General features: G+C 45.3%; 20 protein-coding genes. 14 read left to right on the forward strand and 6 right to left on the reverse strand.

What is annotated here, in order from left to right:
* The first annotated feature begins 64 nt into the window (after nucleotides 1-64).
* From G395_RS29395 to G395_RS0113470, 3 genes are all read left to right on the forward strand, one after another.
* Nucleotides 65-931 carry a mechanosensitive ion channel family protein gene (locus G395_RS29395; RefSeq protein WP_035361385.1) on the forward strand — a complete coding sequence of 289 codons (867 nt, stop codon included), beginning with the start codon at nucleotides 65-67 and terminating at the stop codon, nucleotides 929-931.
* Between the two features lie 155 nt (nucleotides 932-1,086).
* Entirely contained in the window at nucleotides 1,087-5,571 is a 4,485-nt protein-coding gene (locus G395_RS0113465) for a M4 family metallopeptidase (RefSeq protein ID WP_026630520.1), read from the forward strand.
* 4 nt (nucleotides 5,572-5,575) lie between these two features.
* Complete coding sequence (locus tag G395_RS0113470) at nucleotides 5,576-5,992, forward strand: T9SS type A sorting domain-containing protein (protein WP_035361318.1); 417 nt, start codon at nucleotides 5,576-5,578, stop codon at nucleotides 5,990-5,992.
* A 91-nt stretch (nucleotides 5,993-6,083) separates the two neighbouring features.
* Here G395_RS0113470 and ahcY read toward each other — a convergent pair whose 3' ends face one another.
* Nucleotides 6,084-7,400: an adenosylhomocysteinase gene (gene ahcY / locus G395_RS0113475; protein WP_026630522.1), complete on the reverse strand. Its 1,317-nt coding sequence runs from the start codon at nucleotides 7,398-7,400 to the stop codon at nucleotides 6,084-6,086.
* 299 nt (nucleotides 7,401-7,699) lie between these two features.
* On the opposite strand from ahcY, the gene G395_RS0113480 reads away from it, so the two are divergent.
* The 7 genes from G395_RS0113480 to G395_RS0113510 all read left to right on the forward strand — a co-directional run bounded on the left by G395_RS0113480 (nucleotide 7,700) and on the right by G395_RS0113510 (nucleotide 13,579).
* Nucleotides 7,700-8,800, forward strand: coding sequence for a sensor histidine kinase (locus tag G395_RS0113480; protein WP_026630523.1), 1,101 nt, complete (start codon nucleotides 7,700-7,702; stop codon nucleotides 8,798-8,800).
* On the forward strand, nucleotides 8,800-9,525 hold the full coding sequence (locus G395_RS0113485) for a LytR/AlgR family response regulator transcription factor (RefSeq protein WP_026630524.1): 726 nt from the start codon (nucleotides 8,800-8,802) through the stop codon (nucleotides 9,523-9,525). Before G395_RS0113480 ends, G395_RS0113485 begins: the two co-directional genes overlap by 1 nt.
* A gap of 150 nt (nucleotides 9,526-9,675) precedes the next feature.
* On the forward strand, nucleotides 9,676-11,145 hold the full coding sequence (locus G395_RS0113490; RefSeq protein WP_035361389.1) for a PKD domain-containing protein: 1,470 nt from the start codon (nucleotides 9,676-9,678) through the stop codon (nucleotides 11,143-11,145).
* Nucleotides 11,146-11,147: 2 nt separating this feature from the next.
* A complete protein-coding gene (locus tag G395_RS0113495) occupies nucleotides 11,148-11,465 on the forward strand; it encodes a hypothetical protein (protein WP_026630526.1) in 318 nt (105 codons plus the stop codon).
* Nucleotides 11,452-11,931 (forward strand): hypothetical protein, encoded by a 480-nt coding sequence (locus tag G395_RS0113500; RefSeq protein WP_157486697.1) that lies wholly within the window; start codon nucleotides 11,452-11,454, stop codon nucleotides 11,929-11,931. Before G395_RS0113495 ends, G395_RS0113500 begins: the two co-directional genes overlap by 14 nt.
* A gap of 56 nt (nucleotides 11,932-11,987) precedes the next feature.
* Complete coding sequence (locus G395_RS0113505; RefSeq protein ID WP_026630528.1) at nucleotides 11,988-12,824, forward strand: TapB family protein; 837 nt, start codon at nucleotides 11,988-11,990, stop codon at nucleotides 12,822-12,824.
* A complete protein-coding gene (locus G395_RS0113510) occupies nucleotides 12,821-13,579 on the forward strand; it encodes a carboxypeptidase-like regulatory domain-containing protein (protein WP_026630529.1) in 759 nt (252 codons plus the stop codon). The genes G395_RS0113505 and G395_RS0113510 overlap by 4 nt, the downstream gene beginning before the upstream one ends.
* Nucleotides 13,580-13,698: 119 nt before the next feature.
* Here the strand turns inward: G395_RS0113510 and G395_RS0113515 are convergent, their stop codons facing one another.
* The 3 genes from G395_RS0113515 to G395_RS0113525 form a co-directional block, all read right to left on the reverse strand.
* Complete coding sequence (locus tag G395_RS0113515) at nucleotides 13,699-14,289, reverse strand: carboxymuconolactone decarboxylase family protein (protein ID WP_026630530.1); 591 nt, start codon at nucleotides 14,287-14,289, stop codon at nucleotides 13,699-13,701.
* Nucleotides 14,290-14,300: 11 nt separating this feature from the next.
* A complete protein-coding gene (locus tag G395_RS0113520) occupies nucleotides 14,301-14,852 on the reverse strand; it encodes a peroxiredoxin (protein WP_026630531.1) in 552 nt (183 codons plus the stop codon).
* A gap of 218 nt (nucleotides 14,853-15,070) precedes the next feature.
* Entirely contained in the window at nucleotides 15,071-16,375 is a 1,305-nt protein-coding gene (locus tag G395_RS0113525) for a UDP-N-acetylmuramoyl-tripeptide--D-alanyl-D-alanine ligase (RefSeq protein ID WP_026630532.1), read from the reverse strand.
* Nucleotides 16,376-16,479: 104 nt separating this feature from the next.
* Between G395_RS0113525 and G395_RS0113530 the strand changes: the two genes are divergently transcribed.
* The 4 genes from G395_RS0113530 (at nucleotide 16,480) to G395_RS0113545 (ending at nucleotide 22,108) form a co-directional block, all read left to right on the forward strand.
* Entirely contained in the window at nucleotides 16,480-18,729 is a 2,250-nt protein-coding gene (locus G395_RS0113530) for a T9SS type A sorting domain-containing protein (protein WP_026630533.1), read from the forward strand.
* A 47-nt stretch (nucleotides 18,730-18,776) separates the two neighbouring features.
* Nucleotides 18,777-19,859 carry an L-rhamnose/proton symporter RhaT gene (gene rhaT, locus G395_RS0113535; protein WP_026630534.1) on the forward strand — a complete coding sequence of 361 codons (1,083 nt, stop codon included), beginning with the start codon at nucleotides 18,777-18,779 and terminating at the stop codon, nucleotides 19,857-19,859.
* A gap of 196 nt (nucleotides 19,860-20,055) precedes the next feature.
* Nucleotides 20,056-21,261, forward strand: a complete 1,206-nt coding sequence (locus G395_RS0113540; protein ID WP_026630535.1) for an FG-GAP repeat domain-containing protein — start codon at nucleotides 20,056-20,058, stop codon at nucleotides 21,259-21,261.
* Nucleotide 21,262: 1 nt separating this feature from the next.
* On the forward strand, nucleotides 21,263-22,108 hold the full coding sequence (locus tag G395_RS0113545; RefSeq protein ID WP_026630536.1) for a sugar phosphate isomerase/epimerase family protein: 846 nt from the start codon (nucleotides 21,263-21,265) through the stop codon (nucleotides 22,106-22,108).
* An 80-nt stretch (nucleotides 22,109-22,188) separates the two neighbouring features.
* Here the strand turns inward: G395_RS0113545 and G395_RS0113550 are convergent, their stop codons facing one another.
* Nucleotides 22,189-23,319 carry a phage tail-like protein gene (locus tag G395_RS0113550; protein WP_026630537.1) on the reverse strand — a complete coding sequence of 377 codons (1,131 nt, stop codon included), beginning with the start codon at nucleotides 23,317-23,319 and terminating at the stop codon, nucleotides 22,189-22,191.
* Nucleotides 23,320-23,481: 162 nt separating this feature from the next.
* Nucleotides 23,482-25,008 (reverse strand): malate:quinone oxidoreductase, encoded by a 1,527-nt coding sequence (locus G395_RS0113555; RefSeq protein WP_026630538.1) that lies wholly within the window; start codon nucleotides 25,006-25,008, stop codon nucleotides 23,482-23,484.
* Nucleotides 25,009-25,394: the final 386 nt, after the last annotated feature.

A 25,394-nucleotide genomic window follows, 5' to 3' on the forward strand; every position in this document is an offset into this window, starting at 1 on the left:
GTGAGTTTCCTGGCCCTTTTGCGTGATGATTGTTATTCACGTTATTTGCGTGAAACTTGCACCCATGTTATTCGCGCAGATTTCAAAAATAACGGACCCCATCGTAGTGAAGCTGGACAAATGGTTTGACGAGAGCATTCGGTTTGTTCCTAACCTCGTCATTGCGATCCTCATCCTGGTCGTTTTTCGTTTCCTGGCGCGTTATGGAAGTCGGTTTATGGAAAAGGGCCTTGCCAGGGCGTCCCAGAACATCGCGCTGGTAAGTCTCATTTCTGCTATAACGCGCATTGCCATTGTGATGACAGGCCTGTTTTTCGCGTTGGGTGTTTTGGGATTGGATAAGACAGTAACGTCGTTGCTGGCAGGGGCGGGAGTGCTTGCTCTGGCACTTGGGTTTGCTTTTCAGGATCTTACCACCAATTTTATTTCCGGCGCATTCATCGCCATTCAGCGTCCTATCAAAGTTGGTGACGTTATTGAGACCAATGGATTTACGGGCAAAGTGCTTTCCATAGGTTTGCGGTCTGTTAAGCTGGATAACTTCGCTGGCCAGCTTGTAGAGCTTCCGAGCAAGGATATTTTTCAAAAACCCATCGTAAACTTTACCAATTCAGGCGATCGCAGGGTGCAGCTCGAATGCAGCATCGGCTACAAAGACGACCTGTTTATGGTAGAAGATGTCGCGCTCTCAGCCATCAAGCCCCTTCCTTTTTTAGACAAGAAAAAGCCAGTCGAACTCAACTTTATCCGGTTCAGCGAAAAAAGCATCGACTTTGAAATCCTGTTTTGGATCGACCAATCAAAAATCGGCCCTGGTCCTGCAAAAAGTGTCGCTATGAAGGGCATTAAAAAGGTTTTTGATGAAAATAACATTGCATTCCCGACGCCGGCGCGACCGGTGGAGCTCTTACCTCCGCTGACGAAGGATTAGCATTAACCGTAATTTTCTTACACCCTCTGGATAGCTCACATTCACCGGAGGCTAATTGCATTCGTGCTCTTGGATGGCTTGTCGTATCCTTTGCATTTCAATACAAAGGATAGCATAAGCCATCTTTTATTTAGCACATTTTAACCCGACTTTTTATGCAAGAATTCTATCCAATGACTTGGAAGGAAAAAGAGAGACATGCCCTTTTTCGAAAATCTTTGTTAACGCTGGCCTTGTCCATTTTATCTTTCTTATGCTATTCACAGCTCTATTATTTACCTAATGAAAAACCGGGTCCGTTTGGGACGATGTATGCTCCGCAGTCCTATAAAATTCCAGCTGGAAAAACTTATTATCATGACAAAGTCCCTTTGTATGCGACCAAATATTTACGAGATCCAAATGATCCAACATCAACCTCGGTTGCACTATGCTCTTTTAAAGATGAATTAAAGGGGTTGTATAGTAATACAGAAGTTATCGGCGAAGGTATAGATCCGGTTAATGGCGTGGATAAGATTGCCTTACTTTTTGCATCGCCCCTAACTGCAAAGGGGCAAAATGGGCCATTTAACACAATGGAATTTTTAAATTCCTTGCCAGTCGACTTTACACATCCATATCCTACGGTGCACGGAATCAGCGCTTTGGCCCATACTCAGGAATTCTATCGTATGACATATGATCTTTTTGGTTGGAAAGGAGTCGATATTGGCGGCTTAAAAACGGTTACAAGCGTCATCACAAACTCTCAGCCGACAGCCGTAACCCAATATGACCCCCCTGTAGTTGCTTATAATGTAGGGCAGGGATTATCCAATCCATGTTTGACCAGGGACGTGATAGGTCACGAGCTTACTCACCTTATCTGGCTGTCAGCTTGGGGACAAGGTCAGGATAATAAGGAAAGCAGTTCGCTGGGTGAAGGTTTTGCCGACGTCATTGGTAGTGCCTTGAAAAACTATTTTGCGGTTCAAAATGCACCAGGAGCAGGCTTTGCAAATCCTGACTGGGGATTTCTGATACAAGAAATGGGGCTGGACAGCAAAAGGAATTTTTCAATTTCACCTCATTTTTCGTCGTTACCTGAGTGTTACAAAGGGCTATTTTGGAAAAACTCTGGTGAGCCTGGTTTTGATCCGCATGGTAATGGTATGGTCCTGAGTAAAATCTTCTTTCGTATGAACGCTGGCGAAACAGGTTACATTGACCAGAACCCCTCGAACGGAACTTTCATCGTATTACCACTTATTCCTGACAATCCAGCCGCAACTTATGCACTATCGCTGAAACTATTTTTCAGAACCTTTACAGAAAAGCTTTCGTGGTCATCAACATTTCCAGACGTTCGTGTCAAAATGCTTGAAATGGCTGAGGAAATGGGATATCCCGAAGGGTCGCACGTTTACCAACAAATAAAGAATGCTTTCAAGGCAGCCGGGATCGGTGATGGATGGGGTTTTGATAATGCAGATTGTGTTTCAGGGCCAAATACGCTGGCACAAGGTTGGAGTGGCTTGGTTCCAATCAGCGTACAAGTTGCAAGCCTCGACAATGATCCCCAGGGTAAAAAAGTACATTGGATTGCGGATTGTCAGGATGTTGATGTTTTAATACTTACGGAAGTTTTTAATCCAATAAGTCCCGGTGCTCCCTATTATGCAATTGATCTAGATAACGATGGTATTTATACTATTGATAACAATGTATCGCTGTCTAAGTCGATTGTCAGTCTCAATCATGGTATAAGAGCAAGCGTGGACCATTTTGCTAAAAAGTTTAATTTTATAGGGCTTAAGGGCACAAGTAAATTTATTGAACACCTTATTGGCTCTCCGAGTCCTGACTTTATCCCAGGAGCATATCTTGCTCAAATCAAATCTGATTCAAATCCCGCAAAAATGACCTTGGATCAAATTGCAGGAAATTACTTCGGCGGAATTTATAACACGGTAAAAAGTATACAGCTTCCCGAGTCCAAAGAATCAATAGCCATTCGCAATGCTTTGATAGATATTTTCGGCTTGGAAGTCAGCAATGAATACCGATTAACTAAGGGTGATGAAGCATTATGGACAATCGGTTCTGATCTATTTGGAGACGGCAATTATTTAAGAAGTTTTTCCAACCCGAAGTCAAAAGGCCAATTCAATTTTTACAAATGCCAAGGTTGGGACGCTGCAGTTCCGGAGCAAATGGCCGGCGTATGGACCCAGTTTTATTACTTAATCTCTAAGGGAACCCCGCTGACTGGCTTTACTAATGAAAAGGGTCAAACCCGCTTTTTTACCGGGCTTGAAGAGGGCGTTCCAGAAAAGATCATGTTTGCTGCCTTTCTGTATTTCCTTCCCTCAAACCCAACTTTCGACGATGTCGTTGCTGCCATCCAATCCTCAATTTTGTTTCATGGCTACAAGGAAACATCAGGAACCTGGAAGAAATGTAATGATGCGCTAACCTGTGTAATCGGCAAAGAATTTCTTCCTCAACCCAGATTATGGGCGGTTGATGATGATGGTAATGAAGTCAAAGTTGTGGACCCATTTAATGCACAATTTCGCTCAGACGAGTATTTCCCTGACAAGATTGAGTATCGCCTATTCGAAGTTTCCAAAGATGTAGCATTCAACGATTTGATATCACCGGTTTACCGCGCCTTTCAGCATACAACCGAGGTTCTGCTTCCTTACATTGATGAAAAAGACCCGGGTAAGCGCACCAATACTGCCAAGTTTTTCTTGGAAGAAGGGACATACTACGTCAGAACCAGACTTTACGCCACTGGCGGGCCGGGTTGTGCAAGTTCGCTGGGTGGCAATTTGGAATGTCGTGCTCTTGAAATGATGGTTAACAATTGGAGCCCTATCCTACAAGTAACAGCTGCTCCAATTACCACCAAACCAATCAGTCCGCTGGAACATGATAAACTCACCGCCTGGAAAAGCGTCTTTGAGTGGCAGGCGACACCTGGCGCGGCCGGTTATATTCTGAGAGTAACCGATTTGACAGGTAAAGTGCCTGTGCAGGATGTTCCAGTGGAAGCGACCAGTGATGAGGCAGAAGCCAAGGAGCTTGCATTGGCTAAGGAACGTGATTATAGCTGGCAAATCACAGCCACACACAAACTCGGTTCAGAAGAGGGTGTTACCTGGGACAAAGGGTTGAAAAAGTTCGTACAGACCGGGCTGACCGAGACTGACATTTTCGGCACCTGGACTGATGCAATGTCATTTCAGACTAATCTGCCGGAGACCCCTTTGCTTGTTCCTCCCAGTCCTGCTAATGGCGAGCATGTTGCTCCCTTTGGTAAAAAGATTCTTTTGGAAGCCAAGGAAGTTCAGGGGGCCAGTTATTATCGCTATCGTATCCAAGACAAAAAAGACGATAGGAATATGCCCAAGATGCTCTATGACCATGAAAACGCAATACTGCCCGATGTCTCTGACGGAAAAGTATATACATGGTCATTCGAGCCATGTAAAGAAATTACGTTGCCGTTTATTACCGAACAGGAATTCGGCAAGAAATACTTTTCAACGTTTGTGGTCGACTACTCTCTGGTGCCTGCGCCAGTGCTTGTCTCGCCATTTAACGATGAGGTGCTCGAATTCCAGGAACAAGCGTCGCATAGCTTTGAGTGGGAGGATGTGCTTGGCGCGGAGCAATTTGACTACACTGTTTCCCGGACATTTGACGATGCAGTACTTGCCTGGGCAGATGGTAGCACTTATTTGACAGGGGAATCCATCGACCATGTCAGGGATTTGCCGGACAATGTCAATGGCGGCTTTAAGTGGCGTGTCCGGGCGAAGGCACGGGATGGAAAGGGTGACTGGATTTACGGACCCTATTCCGATCCGTTCTTCTATTGGTTACGTCCTACCAAGTCACATTTGAATTCTCCAGCCAAAAGTGCCCAGGATGTAGGGGTTGATAAAGTGGAGTTTACATGGGAAAATCAATGGGCGCCCGACGGTTTTCTATTTCGTATCTATGGGAATAACGCCCTTCTATTCCAGAAGGTAGTGCATGGCACGAGTATCACCTTGACGAATCTCAGATATGATTCAGATTATACATGGGATGCTCCGGCCATGAGCATTACTCCAATAGGTACACATTATCCTGCGGATTATACATTCCGTCATTTCTATACCATGAGCGGGGCTAATAAAGGGGATGAGGAAATTAAGGAGTATGATCCTAATGAAGTACCTGAACCGGAGCCAAACGATCCAAGCCCAGATCCAGGGATTGATCCTGAAAAACTGCCTAAGCTTACCGTAACATTCGGATGGGGTAGCCCTGGAAGCAGTACTATTTCAAGTTTTGATTGCGAAATTACAGTTTCGGGACCTGGGGTGTATTCTTCATCTGCCGATAGTGACCCCTATGATATTTGGTTAAGTTCTCAAACTAGCGGAAATGCATTTGAGCTGGACCATGCCCTGCCAGGAACTTACACAGCCATGCTAACCATGAAAAATGTATCAGGGGAAGAGGACGCGCTTCACCCGGCCTCTTATTACGTCACTTGGTTTGATGCAAACGGATTTCATGAATTGAAAGGTCCTTTTGGCTTTTTCTCGGAAGGGTCATCCGTAACATTAACTATCCCCTATACACCTATAATCGAATGATACCATGAAGACAATAAAAATGATCTTGCTCTTATCACTTATAGCCTATACTGTGAGTAATGCAAATATGCTGTCCACAATTACTGCTAGTGTATCAATAAATTCAGCTAGTGCCGATACTTTGCCTCTAAGGAAAGGCCGGTTTGTCCCTTTTGGGTATTTACAGAATGACAAATTCAGGAAGCCTTCCATCACCATTTATCCAAATCCAGCTATCTTAACAGCGAACGTGAAAAGCGAAGGCAATCTTGAAGGTTTCGATTTAGAAATCTTTGATCAAAGAGGATTAAGATGTATGAAGCAAGCAAACTGGAATGCACAGACAATCGATGTTTCGAAACTGCAAACTGGCATATATTTCGTTCGGTTTAAGAAAGGAAAAGAAAGCTATTTGGAGAAGCTGGTAGTGCAAAATGAATAAGATATTACTTTTGAAGTTGAGCAATAAAAAACTCCCCATGGCGAAAACCAGGGGAGTTTAAAAAGTCAACCGTTTAGGTCAAACTCAAATATCAATAACGATAAGTTTCAGCCTTAAACGGTCCTTCAGTGCTAACACCAATATAAGCCGCTTGCTCGTCCGATAGCGTTTCCAACTTCGCGCCTACGTGCGCCAGGTGGAAGGCTGCTACTTTTTCGTCGAGTGCTTTTGGAAGTACGTATACTTTTTTCTCGTAAGCTGCAGTATTGGTCCAAAGTTCGATTTGAGCCAATGTCTGGTTCGAGAACGAGCAGGACATTACGAATGATGGGTGACCCATTGCGCAGCCCAAGTTTACCAAACGGCCTTCTGCAAGAATGATAATGTCTTTGCCAGCAACAGAATAAATGTCAACCTGTGGTTTGATCTGTACTTTTGAATCGCCATAAGTGGAGTTCAACCAAGCCATGTCGATTTCGTTGTCGAAGTGACCGATGTTACAAACAACCGCTTTGTCGCGCATCGCCAGGAAGTGACGATCTGTGATGATCTTGTAGTTTCCTGTTGCTGTTACAAAAATGTTCGCACGTGTTGCAGCTTCGTCCATCGTAACTACTTCAAAACCGTCCATAGCAGCTTGAAGCGCACAAATTGGATCGATTTCGGTTACCAAAACACGGCATCCTGCGCCACGAAGTGATTCTGCTGAACCTTTACCAACGTCACCGTAACCAGCTACAACTGCCACTTTACCAGCAAGCATTAAGTCAGTTGCGCGACGGATCGAATCCACAAGTGATTCGCGGCAGCCGTATTTGTTATCGAATTTAGATTTAGTAACAGAGTCATTTACATTGATTGCAGGCAAATGAAGCGTTCCGTTTTTCAAACGGTCGTACAAACGAAGCACACCTGTTGTTGTTTCTTCTGAAAGTCCTTTAATGCCTTCGATCAGCTCAGGATATTCGTCGAAAACCATATTGGTAAGGTCACCGCCGTCATCCAGGATCATATTCAATGGCTTGCGGTCTTCACCGAAGAACAATGTTTGCTCGATACACCAGTTGAATTCTTCTTCGTTCATGCCTTTCCAAGCATAAACCGGGATGCCCGCTGCTGCGATTGCCGCTGCTGCGTGATCCTGCGTAGAGAAAATGTTACATGAAGACCAGGTAACCTCAGCTCCTAATGCTGTCAATGTTTCGATCAAAACCGCAGTCTGGATAGTCATGTGCAAGCAACCGGCAACACGTGCACCTGCAAGGGGCTGTGATGGACCGTATTCAGCGCGGATTGCCATTAAACCTGGCATTTCAGCTTCTGCAAGCGTAATTTCTTTACGGCCCCATTCGGCCAAAGTGATGTCTTTTACCTTATAAGGAATGTACGTTTCTGTTGACGTTGCCATTATTTGACAGTTTAGTTAATATCTTTATTTTAATACAAAACTAAGTAGAAAAACCACGGACGGGAAGAATTTTAGATACAAATTGTGATTTTGTGCGTGAATTTGGATGTTTTATCTTCCTATTGCGCCCTATTGCTCGGTTTGTAAGTGAGTATAGGCTCAATCCACATGCCTGGCAGATATTTTGTCTTAACAGGGCTGAAACTATGGCTTTTATGCTGTTTGTCGATCTTACGGTGACCTTTGTCGACAATGTTTTCCGGTTCAGAAAATAGGCGCCGAATTATTTATATTTGCCTATGCGCCCAAACGTTTACCCTACTCATCAGACCGGATTAAGGATTTTGCAGCATGCCGCATTCTGGATTGCCGTCCTGGTCATCCTGACAGTGATTTACGGTGCGGGAATGCCGGATTATTGGATTGCGATCGGGGTTGTTGCCTTGTTTTTGCCTATACACATTGCCTATTTCTATTCGATCGGGTATGTTATCATCCCGAAATTTTTCAACAGGAAAAAGCGGGTTGAATTTTTTGTCCTGCTCATTGCCGCCGTGCTGCTATCCACGCTGGCGTTCCGATTAATGGAAATTTTTATCGCTGATCCGATCATCTACGGCGCAGTTAGAAAGACGGACCCGACATTTGTCTGGAAAAAACTGGAAGGGGATTTCTGGCAGCAGCTTTCGAAACCGGTGTATCTGATCAGCGCATTCGAGCAGACCAATATTTTTGTGTGGATCGCATTATCGGTTAAATTTTTTAAAATGTGGTTTGAAAGAAGACAGGCGGCGATGGAGGCTGAGCTGAACTTTTTGAAAGGTCAGTTACACCCGCATTTTCTGTTTAACACACTCAATAATCTCTATGCATTAACATTGAACCAATCACCACAATCACCTTCCGTGGTCATGGGGCTGGCAGAAATATTGCGTTATATGCTTTACGAGGCCAATACGGATGTGGTTGATTTAGAACGTGATATAAGCATTGTCGAGAGTTATATAGAGCTGGAAAAAATCCGTTATGAAGAACGCTTGGACATTAATTTCAGCATTAATGGCCTTTCCAACGGGTACAAAATTGCGCCGCTCCTGATCCTTCCATTAGTTGAAAATGCATTCAAACATGGCGCCAGCGAGCAGGTAGGGCAGGCTTGGATCAATATGGATCTGCGGGTCAAAAACAATTTTCTTAAATTTAAAATATCAAATAGTAAACCCGAAAAACCAGATCTGAAAGACAACCGAAGCCATCATGCAAGCATCGGCTTAGCCAATGTCCGGAAGCGCCTGGATATCTTGTATCCGTCTGCATATCAGCTCAAAATCCTGGAAGAAGATGAGGTTTTCGCGGTGATTCTGGAATTGGAATTGGATAAGAAAATGGAGATAGCCTGATGATTAAAATCAAAGCAATTTTGGTCGACGATGAGCCGCATGCCATTGAAGTGCTGGACAACTACCTCCGGAATTTCAGTGAGATCGAGATCGTTGCGCGATGCCAGGATGCCATTCAGGCTTTTCAGGTGCTGCGGCAGCGGGAAGTGGATCTGATGTTTTTGGATGTGAAAATGCCTGGGTTAACCGGGACTGAACTGTTAAGAAGCCTCAAAACGCCGCCAAAAGTTGTTTTTACAACGGCTTACCAGGATTATGCCGTGGAAGGTTTCGATTTAAATGCAGTCGATTATCTGCTGAAACCTATCCCGTTCGAGCGATTTCTGAGGGCTATGGACAAAGTTTTCACAAGCTTGAATGTCACCAATCAGTCCATTTCCATCGCACAAAAAGCCCATGTGAGTAACCAGGATGTTTTTTTATATCTCAAAGTGGACCGGAAAATGGTGAAGGTCAATGTGAATGATATCTTTTGGGTTGAAAGCCTTCGTGATTACATTAAGGTGGTTTTGAAGGATAAGGTGTTGATTACAAAACAAAAAATCAGCCTGCTGGAAGAGTTGCTTCCCGAAGACAGTTTCATTCGTGTGCACCGTTCTTTCATCGTGGCGGTGGATAAAGTGGAAAGTTACCACGCGCATAAAATTGAAATCGCAGGTAAAGAACTTCCTATCGGCCGGAATTTCAGGAATGATTGTCAGCGACGCTTCAAGCTGACTTTTTAGCAAACGGTCAAAATTAGCGTCTACTGACGCCTTTTGTCGATAAAACCTGCTGTTAATCGACAGTAATTTCTCGCGTCGCTATTTTGATTTACCATTGCACCGCCATTGAGCCGATGGCGAAAATCAGTGTCCAGTAAATCAAAAATAGCCATGTTAAAAAGTAAAAGAATTCTGCTTGCCCTCTTTTCGCTTGCCCTTTTCGTAACAAGCTGTAAGGAAGATGAAGACGTAAAACCAGGCAACACGCTTACCGCCCGCGCTGGTGCGGACCAGAATGTGAAGGTCGGTGACATCGTAACCCTCGACGGAAGTGCTTCGACCGACAGCGAGAACAAGCCATTCGATTTCCGGTGGACGTTTACAAAAAAACCTGCCGGAAGCACAGTAGCGCTGAGTTCAGCAACGGTTAATAAGCCAACATTCAAAACGGACCTCCCCGGTGAATACGAAGTTGAGCTGACGACCAGCAATGCGAACGGCGAAAGCAAAGACAAAGTCCTGATTACGGCAACGGTGATCCAGCCAATCGTGCTGGAAGCGAATATTTCGGCGAAAACCACATTGGAAGACCGGATCGACAATCCAGATGTGCCCGATTACATTGCCAATGGAAACGTTGCGGTGAATGCTGAACTAACATTGAAACCAGGCGTAGTGATCGCTTTTGCAAGGGACGCGCGTTTTGAAGTAAATGATAAAGGCGGGATATTGCTTGCATCCGGTGAACCTAACAAACCCATCCGCCTGATAGGCCAGGAAGCAAAAAAGGGCTTTTGGGCTGGCGTGATTTTCCGTTCTGCAAGCAGTGCCAATACATTGGAAAATGTGCATGTACTTCATGCGGGCAGTAAGGTGCTTTACAGCGGAATTAAAGCTGGTATGGCCGTTACGGGTGTTTCCAAGGCAGAATTGTCAATCAAAGACTGCCTTTTTGAAAAGAATGACGGTTATGGTTTGTGGGTTGAAGATGCTGTTATTTTGTCCGCATTTGCTTTCAATGTATTTAAAGACAACACTGAAGCAGGCATTTTGCTGACTGCCAGAAACGTTGCGAAACTGGATCCTAACTCCGTTTTTACGGGTGGAAACGGACGGGATGTCGTTGAAATATCTGCATCGCAGCTTTCCAAGAGTTCTGCCGGTGAAATTGTTTGGCAGGGTTTCAAAGACAAAACACCTTACCGCGTCCTGGAAAGCCTTACGGTGGATGCAAACTGGAAATTATTACCAGGTGTAATCATTGAAATGTCCGCAGGCGCCAGAATGTCCATCGACGACGGTTATATCAACGCAAAAGGAACCCAGGCTTCGAAGATCATTATCAGAGGCGCCGAGAACAAGCCTGCTTACTGGAGAGGGCTGATCTGCTTCTCAACCAGTGCAATGAATGTATTCGAATATGTGGAAATTTCTGGCGGCGGCAGCACAGCGCTGGTTTCGGGTAAGAAAGTGAACATTGCCGTTTACGGAAGTCAGGCCAATTTGCAGATCAAAAACTCGAAGATCTCGGGCAGCGGCGGATACGGTGTTTATGTAAATTATCAGGCCAAAGTGAATGAAGACATTGAGACCGCGAACACATTTGCGGACAATGTTGAAGGCAAAGTCCTGAAAGAATAACAATGGTGAAGCTCAATGTAATGCTCGTGGCCATGCTCATGGTCGCGGGCATGCAATACACGATGAAGTCTCCAAAAAGACCATTGCGGCAACCTTATCCCGCAACCGGTTTTTGGGTGACCGAAAGCAAGCCCGGGAAAACTGGCACGATCGTGCGGTATTATGCAAACAGCAATCACCTTGTTTCGACAGTCGCCGAACCTGCAAACCTGGATATTACCAAACTTTCGGTTAGGAAATATTTGAACAGAAAACTTGCCGGAGAGCTGTCAAGGGATACGACCAAAGCATCAATCCAAAAACTGTATGAAACCAATTGAGTTAATTTCCGTGGTGCGGATTGTTGGCATTGTGCTTTACTTTTTTATCGCTGCACAAGGCGCATTTTATCATTTTGGTTTTGGGAAAGCATTGTATAACATTCCGTCCGAGGATTTTATAGTGTTGCGCAAAGCCGTCGATCCGATCGTAAGGGGCAGATTCAAAGTGCTTTATCTCTCGGCATTGGCGATCATGTTCATCTGGTTTCTGATGAGTGATAAGAATGCGGGATTCCTTTCCTATGCGCCCGTTTTGCTGGCTTTCCTGTTGTTGGTGGCTGATATGGCGCTGATCGTGAAGGTTAGTGAACCAGTTAATGCATTGATTAACAGCGATACGCTGAGCACAGCAGCTGAATTTTCCACTGTAAGATCCGAGTGGCTGAAATTCATCATGATACGGGGCTATCTCTCCATTGCAGGGTTTCTTTTATTACTGATCCATCTCGTTTTTAAATTCAAGTGAGTCCATTTCAATACGTATAACATTACCCGTTTCATATTTCAACTTTTACAAAAGCCATGTTAAATAAAAATCAAACCTCTATTTCTTTCGCCCGGCGCACACGGCTGGCGTTTTTCTCACTGGCCATCGCGGCTGTGTCACTGGCATCCTGCAAGGACGATAAAGACAATGTTAAGCCGGACGACGGGAATCCGGCGACCGAAGACAAAGGATTTTTGCCCAATAAGGATGAAATCTACACGTACAAAATCTCCGACAGCGATGGCTCTAAAAGCACTTCCACAATGAAAGTGGTCAGTGTGAAAGATTCAGCGGGCATTTCGGTGTATAAAATTGAAAATGAGATTAAAGAAGGAAATGTTTTCGTTACAACCACCAACCGGGCTTTCAGCAAGGGTGGGCTTACCACTTATGAAATGGCTTACGAGGATGCCATCAACACATTGTATACGCAGGTTGAGGATTTTGCGGAGATCGGGGATGTGACTTTGAAAGGCTTTCCGCACAAGCAAATGATGGAAAATAAAGGGACCGTAGGCAGCAACATTACATTCGGGAAAGAGCCTATGGAAATTAACCTGGCCCTCAAAATTCCGATTGATGAAGATGATTCCATCGATGCAGAAATGGAAACAAAAATCACTTATATCGATGGAAAAGTCACCAAACAGGAAACGATCACGACACCGGCAGGAACATTCAATTGCAGCAAGTGGGAGTATAAGTATGAGATGTATATGAAACTGTCGGGCATGTTCATTCCGGTAGAGGAAGAGGAAACCTTGTACACCGTTGAGTTATGGACCGCTCCGGGCGTAGGAATCGTGAAAACCATTGAAACCGCCGACGGCGAAGTCTCGACCACGGAATTGCAGAAAATTGCAAAACAATGAGACGCTTTTCGCTATTGCTGCTCTGGGCCTGTATTTCGTTGATTCCGGTTTCTTGCCAGGAATCTGACGGGCCCGCGCCGGATGGATCGAGCCCGCAAGAAGGATATACAACCGGAAAAATCACAAGTACGGACGGCTCGCCCATGCAAGGGGTGAAAGTGGTGGTCGATAATACGATGTTCTATGCTTCCTATTCAATCGGTTTGTCGGATGAGAATGGCAATTATAAAATCGAGTTGCCGAAAGTAGGCACATTCATGGCTTCCGCGCACATTGTGAAAAAATACAATGGCCGGGAATATGAGCTCGACCTGCATCCCGATGTTTACGAGGAGTTCAGCATTAATGGCGCCGTCAGGAATTTTCAATGGAAACTTACGGGCAGGCGGCCGGTGGAAGCACAAGGTTATTATGGTGTCACGATTGAGGTTAATAAAGACGTGATGAGCAGCATTTATGACTCGGAAAACATTGAGTTTACACTCGTTCCGGTCGGTAACCTGATTGATGGCTCAAAAGGTAAAACCTTAAAATTGAAGCATGGAAAGCCTTTCACTGACGATTATGGCAAGCTGGTTGACATCCCGCTTGGGCGATACGCCATGACCGCCTATTACAACGGCGAGGCTGGCAAAATGCCATTGAAGCTTAGAAAACATTTTTCTGAGGACGAATATGAGAGCGAGATCACCATTGATTTTGAACCTTCGACAATGTGGGGGAATAACATTGCTTTCATCAGCTATTCAGAATAGAAGCAAAAATCCCAAGTCTTGGAGACAGGATCGCCTGGACTTGGGATTGTAAAAAGTTACGGAGTAAAGAGTAGTAGTGCAGACTTCCCGACCCGTTTAAGGGACGGGAAGTTTTTATTTTACACCAATACAGAAAAGCTTTTGAAAATAGCGCCAACCCTAACCGCGTCGAAAATACGTGCAGGCGTTCCGCCATGGTTCAGCACCGACTGTTCGTGTGAAGTCACGCACATTTCGCAGCCGTTCAATGCAGAAACCACAAGGCTCAGCAGCTCAAAGAATTCTTTACCCAGAACCGGGTTCACCATAATGCTCATTTTAATTCCCGCAGGCGCATTGTCGTAAAATTCCTTGTGCATGAAGTGCCTGAAACGATAAAAAACGTTGTTGGCATTCATTAAAGAAACGCAGGCTGTAACTTCTGCAATTTCCTTTTCGTCAGCGCCTTCCGCTTTCGCCAGTTCTTCAAGACCCGTGATCAACGCTGCATTTTTCTCATTCACAGCCACCGAAAGCGCAATCAGCAATGCCTCTTTGCGGTTCAATGTCTGAGATTTCAGCACATTACCAACATTGATCTTCAAATCTTTAAGATAACGATGGTCCAATGCCGCCAGCTTGTTGATCAGCACGCTTTCAAATTCAGCTGGCAAATTCACTTCTTTATACAGGGAATCTTTTGTATTTCCTGTTGTTGCGAATGGATACATTTGGTTTTTGATTAGGCTAATGTTGCTTCTCCTTTAACCCAGTTGCAAGGGCAAAGTTCGTCTGTTTGCAAAGCATCCAGAACGCGGATCACTTCACCAACATTACGGCCAACAGAAAGGTCATTTACACTCACCCAACGAATAATTCCTTGTGGATCAACGATGTAAGTTACACGGTAAGCGATTTTTTCATTTGCTTCAAGAATGCCCAGTTCTTCTGCCAATGACTTAGAAGTGTCGGCAAGCATTGGGAATTGCAGGTCGCGAAGATCGTCGTGGTTTTTTCTCCAGGCCAGGTGAACGAATTCACTATCCGTAGAAGCACCGATCAGCATTGTGTCGCGGTCAGCGAAGTCTTCAACGTGTTTTCCAAACTCAGCAATTTCAGTAGGGCATACAAATGTGAAATCTTTTGGCCACCAGAACATTACCATCCACTTTTCAGCGTTCTTGTGATCTTCTGAGGTAATATCGTAGAATTCATTTCCTTTTTCAAGAGAAACAACAGATGTTTTTTTAAATGCAGGGAAGGTAGATCCCACGGATAAAATCCTATTTGACATGATATGCGTTGATTATATAATTTGTACTTTTTAGTGTTACAAAACTACAACCGCCGCTCTCAGAAGGCAACTTTTCGCCTGGTACTATATCAGGAAAGAGTTGTTAGAATCAAATGAATTTGATTTTATTGATTAGAAACTGATAGTTATCAATTTTGTCGATAACAGGATAGATTCAGCCAATATAATTTAACTAATAATTACTTAAATTATAAAACTCATTTCGGCATCAGGTTCAGTACCGTTTCCAGCGCCATCCCGCGCGAGCCTTTTATGAGAATGTATGTATTTTCTTGCTGGTTGTCCATAACCCAGTTATGCAGGGAAAATTTGTCAGGAAAATAGTAGGCTTTCGGCAGTGCAGGCAATGCATGCTGCATTAAGGAGCCGGCCAGAATCACGATATCAAAATTATGCTTTGCAATTTGTTCACCCAGTGCCAAATGTTCTGCCGGAGCGGCTTCGCCAAGCTCAAACATATCGCCCAGGATTAGCATTTTCCTTGGCGCATCAATCGTAGCAAAGTTGGCAACAGCAGCCGACATGGAGGATGGATTGGCATTATAGGCGTCCATTATCACTGTGTTACTTCCTTTTTTTACAATCTGCGAACGGTTATTGTCGGGTTTATACGTTGCCACGGCTTCATTGGCATCGCTATCTTCCACACCGAAGTATTTTCCAATGGCCAGCGCGGCGCACATATTGTCAAAGTTATAGCCACCCGTTAGCTGCGTGGAAACAGTTTTTCCATTGTTTTGATAAATTACAAAAGGGCTTTCCTGCATCAAAACAGGATTAACCGTAGCATTCTCCGAGCAGTAAAACACGATTTCTCCAAATGCCCGGCGCTTGCTTGCCATTTCCATGATCACGTCGTCTTTGGTGTTGACGAAAACGGTGCCCTTCTTTTTGGAAAGAAAATCGAAAAGCTCTCCTTTGCCTTTCATAATGCCCGCTATTCCGCCAAAACCTTCCAGGTGCGCCTTGCCAATGTTGGTGATCAGGCCATGCGTGGGAATGGCAATGGTGCTGAGCAAGGCGATTTCCTGCTGATGGTTTGCGCCCATTTCCACAACCGCCATCTCGTGTTTCAGTGGATCAATCGACAGGATTGTCAGCGGCACACCAATGTGGTTGTTCAGGTTTCCCTTGGTTGCGTAAGTGTTGTATTTCATGGATAACACCTTCGCAATCAGCTCTTTCGTCGTGGTTTTTCCATTGGAGCCGGTTAATGCGATCACTGGGAAAGTGAATGTTTTGCGATGATGCCTTGCCAGGTCCTGTAATGCTTCCAGCACATTTTCAACCAACAAAAATTGCTCGTTAATAGCGACTTCCGGATCGTCCACCACAGCATAAGCGGCGCCTTTGCCCAAGGCCTCGGCCGCATATTGATTGCCGTCAAAATTGTCGCCTTTTAATGCGAAAAACAGACATCCCTCGCTGATTTTTCGGGTGTCGGTGGAGATGGCAGCGCCGTTTTGAAAGTGGGTATAGAGCGTTTCGGTCGAAGTATACATGAAATCTGGAATCAATATAAAGTAATAAGCGCTTATTTCGTTAGGTTTAAAAGCCCGATCAGTAAGCCCTTTAACCTGCAAAACTAACAGATTATTCCTCAACGATGCGAACGAAATTTACCTCCTTTTTTCTCTTCCTTTTTTACATTATAACGCTTACGAATGCTTTTTCACAAAAGTCGTGGTTTAAAATTGACACCCTGACCAGCGTAACATCCAAAGGCGTGAAACTGACCAATCCCTGGGCCGGTGGTCTTAATGCCTCGCAGTTTTTGAAAATGCATTTGAACAATGATGCAGACGAGGATCTGGTCGTTTATGATCGTACAAACAGCAAGATCACCACATTCATGACCGCTGCCGACCCGCTGAACCCTGCCAAAAAAACATTCATTCACGCGCCTTACTACGAATCACTTTTCCCAAAAGCCGACAACTGGATGATCCTGGCCGATTACGATGGCGACGGGCATAAAGATCTTTTTACCAGCACTTCGCTGGGAATCAGCGTGTACAGGCAGGTAAAAACCGCGCAATCCTGGACATTCAGGCAAATGCAGGAAGTGCTTTATACCAAAGGTTTTTCAGGAAATATCAATTTGCAAGTGTCGGGAACGGACATTCCGGGCATTGTGGATGTGGACGACGACGGTGATCTTGACTTGTTGCTTTTTGATTTTTCCGGAAATTACATTGAGCTGCACCAGAATCTGAGCATGGAAAAATTTGGCAAGCCGGACAGTCTGGGCAATGCGCAAAATACTGTTTTTCAGCGTAATGGGGATTGCTGGGGCAATTTTCACAAAGGCACAAGTGAGGGTTTCGACTTCGGCCTGGATTGCGGCGTGACCGTTAAATCGGGCAACCGCGAAATGCATGCGGGGAATTCTATTCTATTACAGGATTTGAATGGGGATGGCAAAAAGGACCTTCTGGTTGGGCACGTTAGTAACACCCACGTTTCTTTCCTTACCAATTCGGTGAGCGGCTTAATTGGAAATTTTACTGCGTACACCAACACTTTCCCAGCCGTTAATCCCGTGCAATTGCACATTTTTCCCGCTGCATATATGGAAGATGTGGATTTTGATGGAAAAAAAGACCTGTTGATCGCGCCTAATGTGGCTTCCAATGATGGCAACCTGACTGATTTCAAATCGTCCGGCTGGCTTTACCACAACGCCGGAACGGACGCAAAGCCTGATTTCAAGCTCTCAAAAAAGAACTTCTTACAAGATCAAATGCTGGATGTCGGTGAAAATGCCGCGCCCTCGTTTTTTGATATCGATGGTGACGGCGATCTGGATATGCTGGTCGGCACCGGCGGAATTCCGGGTCAAAGCGGTTTTAAGGGCAGCTTCTGGCTTTTGAAAAACACCGGAAATAATGCAACGCCTGCTTACGAAGTCGAATCGGAAAATTATCTGAATCTGGCTTCGGTATTCGCAGTTTACAATATTAAGCCGCAATGGGCTGATTTCAATGGGGATGGGGTTGTAGACCTCGGTTTTGCAGCCACTTCAACCTCAACATTAAAACCCGAATATCGCTACATTCCTAACAAAGCGCCAGCTGGCGCGCCAGCGCAATTGAACCTGGCCGATGCCCTAACCATTACATTGCCAACCGAATCGCAAACGGGCGATTCGCCACATTTTTACGATGTGGACAGCGACGGCGACCTGGATCTGCTGGTAGGCAAGACGCAGGGAAATTTATATTATTATGCCAACACGGAAACCAGCAAGCAGTTCACTTTCAAGCTGGAAAGCGATGCTTTTGCGGGTGTTAGCATCAGTTTTGAAGGCCGTTCGCCCCAGCTGGCCGTGGCCGATTTCGACCTCGACGGCCGTACAGACCTGATTACCGCAGATCACACGGGCAACATTCGCCTTTTTCACGGCGCGGAGTGGGGCAAATGGACAGCGCGCGAAACATTGCTCGTTGAGCGAAACGGAAAAGTTGCGGCGCCATCATTCGGCACTTATCTGTCAGTGGCCATTGGGGATTATAATGGTGATAAGAAGCCTGATATTGCCATCGGCACCAACGCAGGCGGGCTGCGCTTACTGACGAACATTGTGCCCGTGACGATTACAGGCAACGAACCAGCCGCAGGGCCGCTTGTGAATGTTTTTCCAAATCCGGCAGCCCATTATTTAAAGATTAAATCATCAAAATCAGCAACATTCGACATTGTCAGTGTAAGCGGCAGGAAAGTCGTCCAGGATCAAAAGCTGAGTGCGAATGTCGAGCAGGAAATTGTCACGCAACATTGGTCTGCGGGGTTGTATTTGATTGAAATTAAATCGGGAAACAGCCGTGTAGTGAGGAAAGTGATGGTGGTAAATTAGCAAGTAGATAGCCGCAGGAAAGCTCTTACAAGATAAAATTCAATTTCATGCAAGCTCTTCTCGGCGTAATTTTCCATTTTATTGGCGGTTTTGCTTCCGGCAGTTTTTACATTCCATACAAACAAGTCAAAGGTTGGGCCTGGGAGTCCTATTGGATCGTAGGTGGGCTTTTTTCCTGGCTTATTGTCCCGCCGCTGGCAGCATATTTGACCATTCCGGGTTTTACCGACATTATTGCCGGCACAGACGGAGGCATTTTACTAATCACTTACATTTTTGGTGTTTTGTGGGGCATAGGCGGGCTCACTTACGGGTTAGGCGTTCGTTATCTCGGCGTCTCGCTTGGAAGTTCCATCATTCTGGGGCTTTGCTCCGTTTTTGGCGCCTTAATCCCCTCGATTTACTATCAATTTTCACCCAGACCAGGAAAGGACACCATCTCAGATTTGTTCACAAACAGCTGGGGACAAATGGTTTTACTAGGCTTGCTCGTTTGCGTGATCGGCATCGTCATTTGTGGAAAAGCCGGTGCAATGAAGGATAGCGACCTCAAAAAATCAGGTTACATTGCCGATGATAAAACGGAATTCAAAATCGGCCTCGGGCTTACGGTTTCGATCATTTCCGGCGTTTTAAGCGCTTGTTTTGCTTTCGGGATCGATGCTGGAAAAGTGATGGCAGAAGAGGCAAATGCTGCGTGGAAAGCATTGAATCCGGATCAGGGAGAGTTTTTATTCCAAAACAATGTGACTTATGTCGTGATCCTTCTGGGCGGACTTACCACCAATTTTATCTGGTGCATGCTTCTGAATGCGCGCAACAAAACATTCGGAAACTACACCGATTCCCGTACACCGCTGCTATCCAATTACATTTTCTCTGCATTGGCCGGCACGACCTGGTTCCTGCAATTCTTCTTTTACGGCATGGGTGAAAGTAAGCTGGGCAACGGTCCGAGCTCGTGGATCTTGCACATGGCATTCATCATTCTGGTCGCCAATTCCTGGGGATTGATCCTGAAGGAATGGAAAGGAATCAGTAAAAAAACGCTTACGACGATCATTTCGGGCATTTTGGTGATTGTGTTGTCTGTTTTGATAGTTGGTTACGGTAATTGGTTAAGAGAGTAATCTGCGTTTTCACTGCTCCGGAATAAATTCCGAAGGTATAATATGGTTCATGCCTGATGGCATTTCAGGAACAAGTGCCGTCAGGCACGACCCATATCCCAGAGCCGGGTTTCAACCCGGCGATAAAAGCATGAGCGCCAAGCAGTAAAATTCACCATTTGCCTTTTTTATATTACAGATACTAAATCCTTGATGAATGAAAACATTTACAAAACACATAAAATGGCTGTTCCTGGCGCAAATTCTGCTCTTTTCTACGACCAGCATTCACGCACAGACAAAACTAATAAAGGGCAAAGCGATCTCATTCAAGAAGCAGGATCTGACAACAAAATTCATTGCCGAAGGAGCAGCGATGGGCGATGTGAACAAGGACGGGAAAAAAGACATACTCGCCGGTGCTTATTGGTTTGAAGCGCCCAGCTGGAAATCGCACGAATTAGCCAAGCCGGATTCATTTATCGTCAATGGGGGTTATAGCAACTCTTTTCTGGATTTTGCCATGGACGTGAACCAGGACAGCTGGATCGATCTGATCAGAATTGACTGGCCTGGCAAAGCTGCTGTTTGGCATGAAAATCCGAAAGGCAAGCCTGGCCACTGGCCCACACATGTGATACATTCTTCGGTAGGAAACGAGTCACCGATGTTGGTGGATATGGACGGAGACGGTCGTCTGGACTTGCTATGCAACGATCCAACTGCAAAAAAAGTGATCTGGCTGCGTTGTCCTTCTGAAAAAGGGAAGACGGAATGGGAAAAATTCACGATCAGTAACGATCCGAACATTGCTACGCACATGTACACGCACGGCATTGGCTACGGGGACATTAATGGCGATGGTCGTAAGGATGTTATAGTTAAAAATGGCTGGTGGGAAGGTCCGGCAGAAGGGCCTGCTAAGGCTGCAAAAGATGCCGACTGGAAATTTCACCCTGCTGATTTAGGAAAGGATTGTTCGCAAATGTACGTGATGGACTTTAATGGTGACGGCTTGAATGATGTATTAAGTGCATCAGCGCATGATTATGGCATTTGGTGGCATGAGCAGGGCAAAGACGACCAGGGAAACGCAACATGGCGCCATCATACCATCGATAATACATTCTCCCAAACCCACGGCCTCGCCCTGGCCGACATTAACGGCGATGGCAACATTGACTTTATAACGGGCAAAAGATATTTCGCCCACCACGGAAACGACCCGGGAGAATTCGAGCCAGCTATGATTTACTGGTTTGAGTATAAGCCCGGCAAAGTCCCAAATTGGACGCGGCACGAAATTGACAATAATTCCGGTGTAGGATTGCATGTCACTGTGGAAGACATTAATAAGGACGGACTGCTAGACATTGTAACGGGAAACAAAAAGGGCGTGCGCATTTTCACTCAAAGCCGGTAACATGAAATTCGGGATCAACACCTATTTGTTCTCCTCACCATTCACGAACGAAAGCGTTTCCTTTTTTCCAAAATTCAAGGAATGGGGATTCGATTTCGTAGAAATTGCCGTTGAAGAACCATCGAACATTGATGCCAAATACATCAGAAAAGCGCTGGATGACAATGAACTGGAATGCCGTTCAGTATGCGCAGCAACCGGCCCCGGACGCGACTTGCGAGGCAACCGGAAAGAGCAGGTCACCTCATTGGAATATGTTCAAACTTTAATCGACATTGCCCCGATACTGGGAAGTCAGCTCGTTGCCGGTCCTGTTTATTCGTCCGTCGGCCGGGCGGAACTCGTTCCCGAGGATAAAAAGGACAAGCAATGGAGAACTGTCGTTAAAAACCTCAAAATCCTCGCTGATTACGCAGCTGAGCGCAAAGTTAAGCTAGCATTAGAGCCTCTAAACCGCTACGAAACCGATTTCATCAACACCTGCGAACAAGTGCTTCACCTAATAAAAGACGTGGGAAGCGACTCACTAATGGTGCATCTAGACGCATTTCACATGAACCTGGAAGAAAAGGACCCAGCCCTGGCCATAAAAATGGCGGGAGACAAATTGGCCCTTCTCCACGCATCAGGCAGCGACCGCGGAACCCCCGGCGGCGACCAGATCAACTGGGACCGAATCTTCGCCGCCTTAGACAACATCAACTACCAAGGCGACATCGTCATAGAATCTTTTACACCGGATGTGAAAATCATCGCCAAAGCTGCCTCAATTTGGAGACAAGTTGAGCCTTCGAAGGAGGCGATTGCGATTGATGGATTAAGGTTCTTGCGGGGGTTGGCGATTTGAGGTTGCGGCGACAGCTTTGATTCTAGAAAGAATCAAAAATAGTCTTATGGTCCAAATTCAGCTACTGGTAAAGTACTCCATTATTGCTTAAACACAAGCCTTCCGCTGAAAAAGGATTCCTCTGGAAGAGTTGCCAAAATGCCTGGTTGATCAGCAACTAAAGATGCTTCAACATGAATTAAATCACCTTGTTGTAACGCAATGTCAGCTGAGATGGTAGAATGAGTGTCACCGATTGTAGTATGTTTAGATCTTGCTACTACCGTTTTATTATTATTTCGAGTCAACACAAGTGAAAGTCTAAAATTGTAGTTACTTAAATTCGCAGAATAGAGGATTGTTTGCGTATCAAAATGATAGATCCCATTGTGAGGCACTATGAAGCTACTGTGAGGAGAAGCATTTGCATCATTGTAGTCATTTCCTATATCATAGTTCTGTCCAGCGAATGTGATTTTGGTAGAGCTTCCATCTCCAGGCAATTGTCCGCTTCCATTATCCAACGTCCCACTCGCCCGAAAAGCCACACCCCCCGTAATATTCTCCCAAGTAGCATTCCCATTCACATCAGACATTAGCAATTTACCATTTCCCGGAGACTGACCCGGTCCTGCAATCCGCATAGGGCCGCTTACTTCTAGTGCCTTGCCATCAGTATCTACTGCCGATGCGAAAACTCCTGTGCCTGTTGAGCCGGCATGTCCGACAACACCTTTGCCGGATAATGTAGCTCCTCTAACACCAATTGCACTGGCACCAAGTCCGCTAATGGCAACTGAATTGGCATTTGCATCCGTGTTATTGATCAAAAACAATGGACCGCCGTTTGTAGCGATTTGAGAAAACGGGAGTGTTAAACTTCCCCCTCCGCCTACTGGGCTCCATGAAGGGCTTGCCGCTGTTCCGGCATTATAGTAAAACCCAGCTTTTCCAAGTCCTGCATTCGTATTGTAAACAAGCAACGCGGTCGCGGGATTGGGGACTGTTGTGTTATCCGTAAGGGATTGTAGCGATACGCGGGGGATTAGCAGACCTTTATCCGTTCCTACAATTTCAAGGGCAGCGCTGGGGTCGGGTTGCTGGGTGTTGATGCCGACGTTTTGTGCGAAGAGGCTTTGACCGCATGACATTAGGATTGCAGATAATGCAAACTTGCCGAAAGTCAGTTTCAGCTTTTGGCTGCTGATTAATGGTAAATAGGATGTTCTCATGTTATCGCTGGATTAGGTAAAATTTACAGAAGCCAAGATTGTCAGGAACAGTCCAAGATAGCGAAAGCGATGAGCCGGCGGTGGAGTAGGGTGAGTAAACGGAAATGAAAAAGTCCCGACGCGATGCCGGGACTTTACATTAATATAATATGAAGCGAAATTTTAAGCAGTAAACTCCTCGGAATAATGTGAAGCGCCCAGTTCCAGGATTTCAGTTGTTCTAGCGCGTGTTTTGGCAGCCAGTTCAGCGTTTTTGGAAAGGGATTCTCCGAATGATGGGATAATTTTTTTGAATTCAGCCTGCCATTCTTCCGTTTTGGCTTCTTTAAAGCACTTCTGAATCAGTTCCAGCATGATCGAGACGGCCGTTGAGGCGCCCGGGGATGCTCCCAGTAATGCTGCAAGCGAACCGTCGCCAGCAGTTACCATTTCTGTTCCGAATTCCAGGACACCGCCTACTTTCTTGTCTTTTTTGATGACCTGAACGCGCTGCCCTGCCATTTCAAGATCCCAGTCTTCCAATTTTGCCTCCGGCAGATAATCTTTTAATGCTTCCAGCCTGTCTTGCGGCGACTGTCTTACCTGATCAATCAGATATTTGGTCAAAGGAATATTATGGATCCCTGCTGCCAGCATAGGGCGGATGTTGTCGAGCTTAATGGACAATGGCAGATCCAGGAATGATCCGTTTTTCAGAAATTTGGTGGAGAAACCGGCATAAGGGCCAAATAGGAGTGCTTTTTTGCCATCAATCATCCGTGTGTCCAAATGCGGAACCGACATAGGAGGAGAGCCCACAGACGCCTTTCCATAAACTTTGGCCTGATGCTTTTCAATGATTTCCTGATTGTTGCAAACCAGCCACTGACCGCTCACGGGGAAACCCCCAAATCCTTTTCCTTCCGGAATGTTGGATTTTTCAAGAAGCGGCAAAGATCCTCCGCCTGCTCCGATGAAAACAAATTTTGTTTGAACGCGCGAAGTTTTTTTGGTTGCGCGGTCTTTCACTTCGATGACCCAGGAGCCATCTTTTTTCTTATCAAAATCATCCACTTCATGATTCAGATAAAGCGCAACGCCCTCTTGCTTTTCCAGATATTCAAACATGAATTTGGTGAGCGTTCCAAAGTTGACGTCCGTGCCCAGATCCATTTTGGTTGCTGCCACTTTTATGTCAGGATCCCTTCCTTCCATGACCAGAGGAATCCAGGAATTGATCTCACTTTTGTCCTCCGTATATTCCATTCCGTGGAACAGGTGGTGTTTTGTGAGACCATCGTAACGCTTTTTAAGATATTCCACATTATCATCACCCCATACGAAACTCAGGTGTGGAATGTTGTGAATAAATGCGTCAGGAGAATCAATAATGTCATTCTCGACCAGATAGGCCCAAAATTCCTTAGAGACTTCGAAGGATTCGGCGATCTTAATCGCTTTTTTCGTGTCTACCGTGCCGTCTTCCAGCTGTGGAGTATAATTGAGCTCGCAGAAGGCGGAGTGTCCGGTTCCTGCGTTATTCCATGGGTCAGAACTTTCGGCGGTAACCCGGTCCAGTCTTTCAAAGATCGAAATGGTGATCGCTGGATTTAATTTTTTAAGTAAAACTCCAAGAGTTGCACTCATGATACCGGCCCCTATCAAAACGACGTCGGGGGCGATCGTCTTTGAAGATTTTTTGGTAATCATCGGAGAAAAAATGGTATGTTACAGGGCGGTGAAGCCCGGAATAGTACAAAAAAATAATCTGCTACAAAGTAATTAACACATCCTGCCCCGAAAATAGTTTAATTAAAAAAATAAAAATTATGACGGGATACAAGTTCTTGGATGAGGGCAATTAAAACTTCATTGATTGCAATCAGATAAAAATCGGGCAGAGTGTGGCTTGAACGTAAATGAGATGCTATAATGATGGCCGTGCGGCTAAAATAACCGTTCCATTCAAAATACAACGTAGAGTGTATTCGGCTGGAAAAGAGCATAATCAACCCAAACTTGTAACCGCCAATATTTGCCAACCTCAAAACTTGTCGTAAATTTATGTCGCATTGGTGTTACAAGTCGGTCGTAAG

This window comes from Dyadobacter alkalitolerans DSM 23607 (assembly GCF_000428845.1).
Classification (GTDB): domain Bacteria; phylum Bacteroidota; class Bacteroidia; order Cytophagales; family Spirosomataceae; genus Dyadobacter; species Dyadobacter alkalitolerans.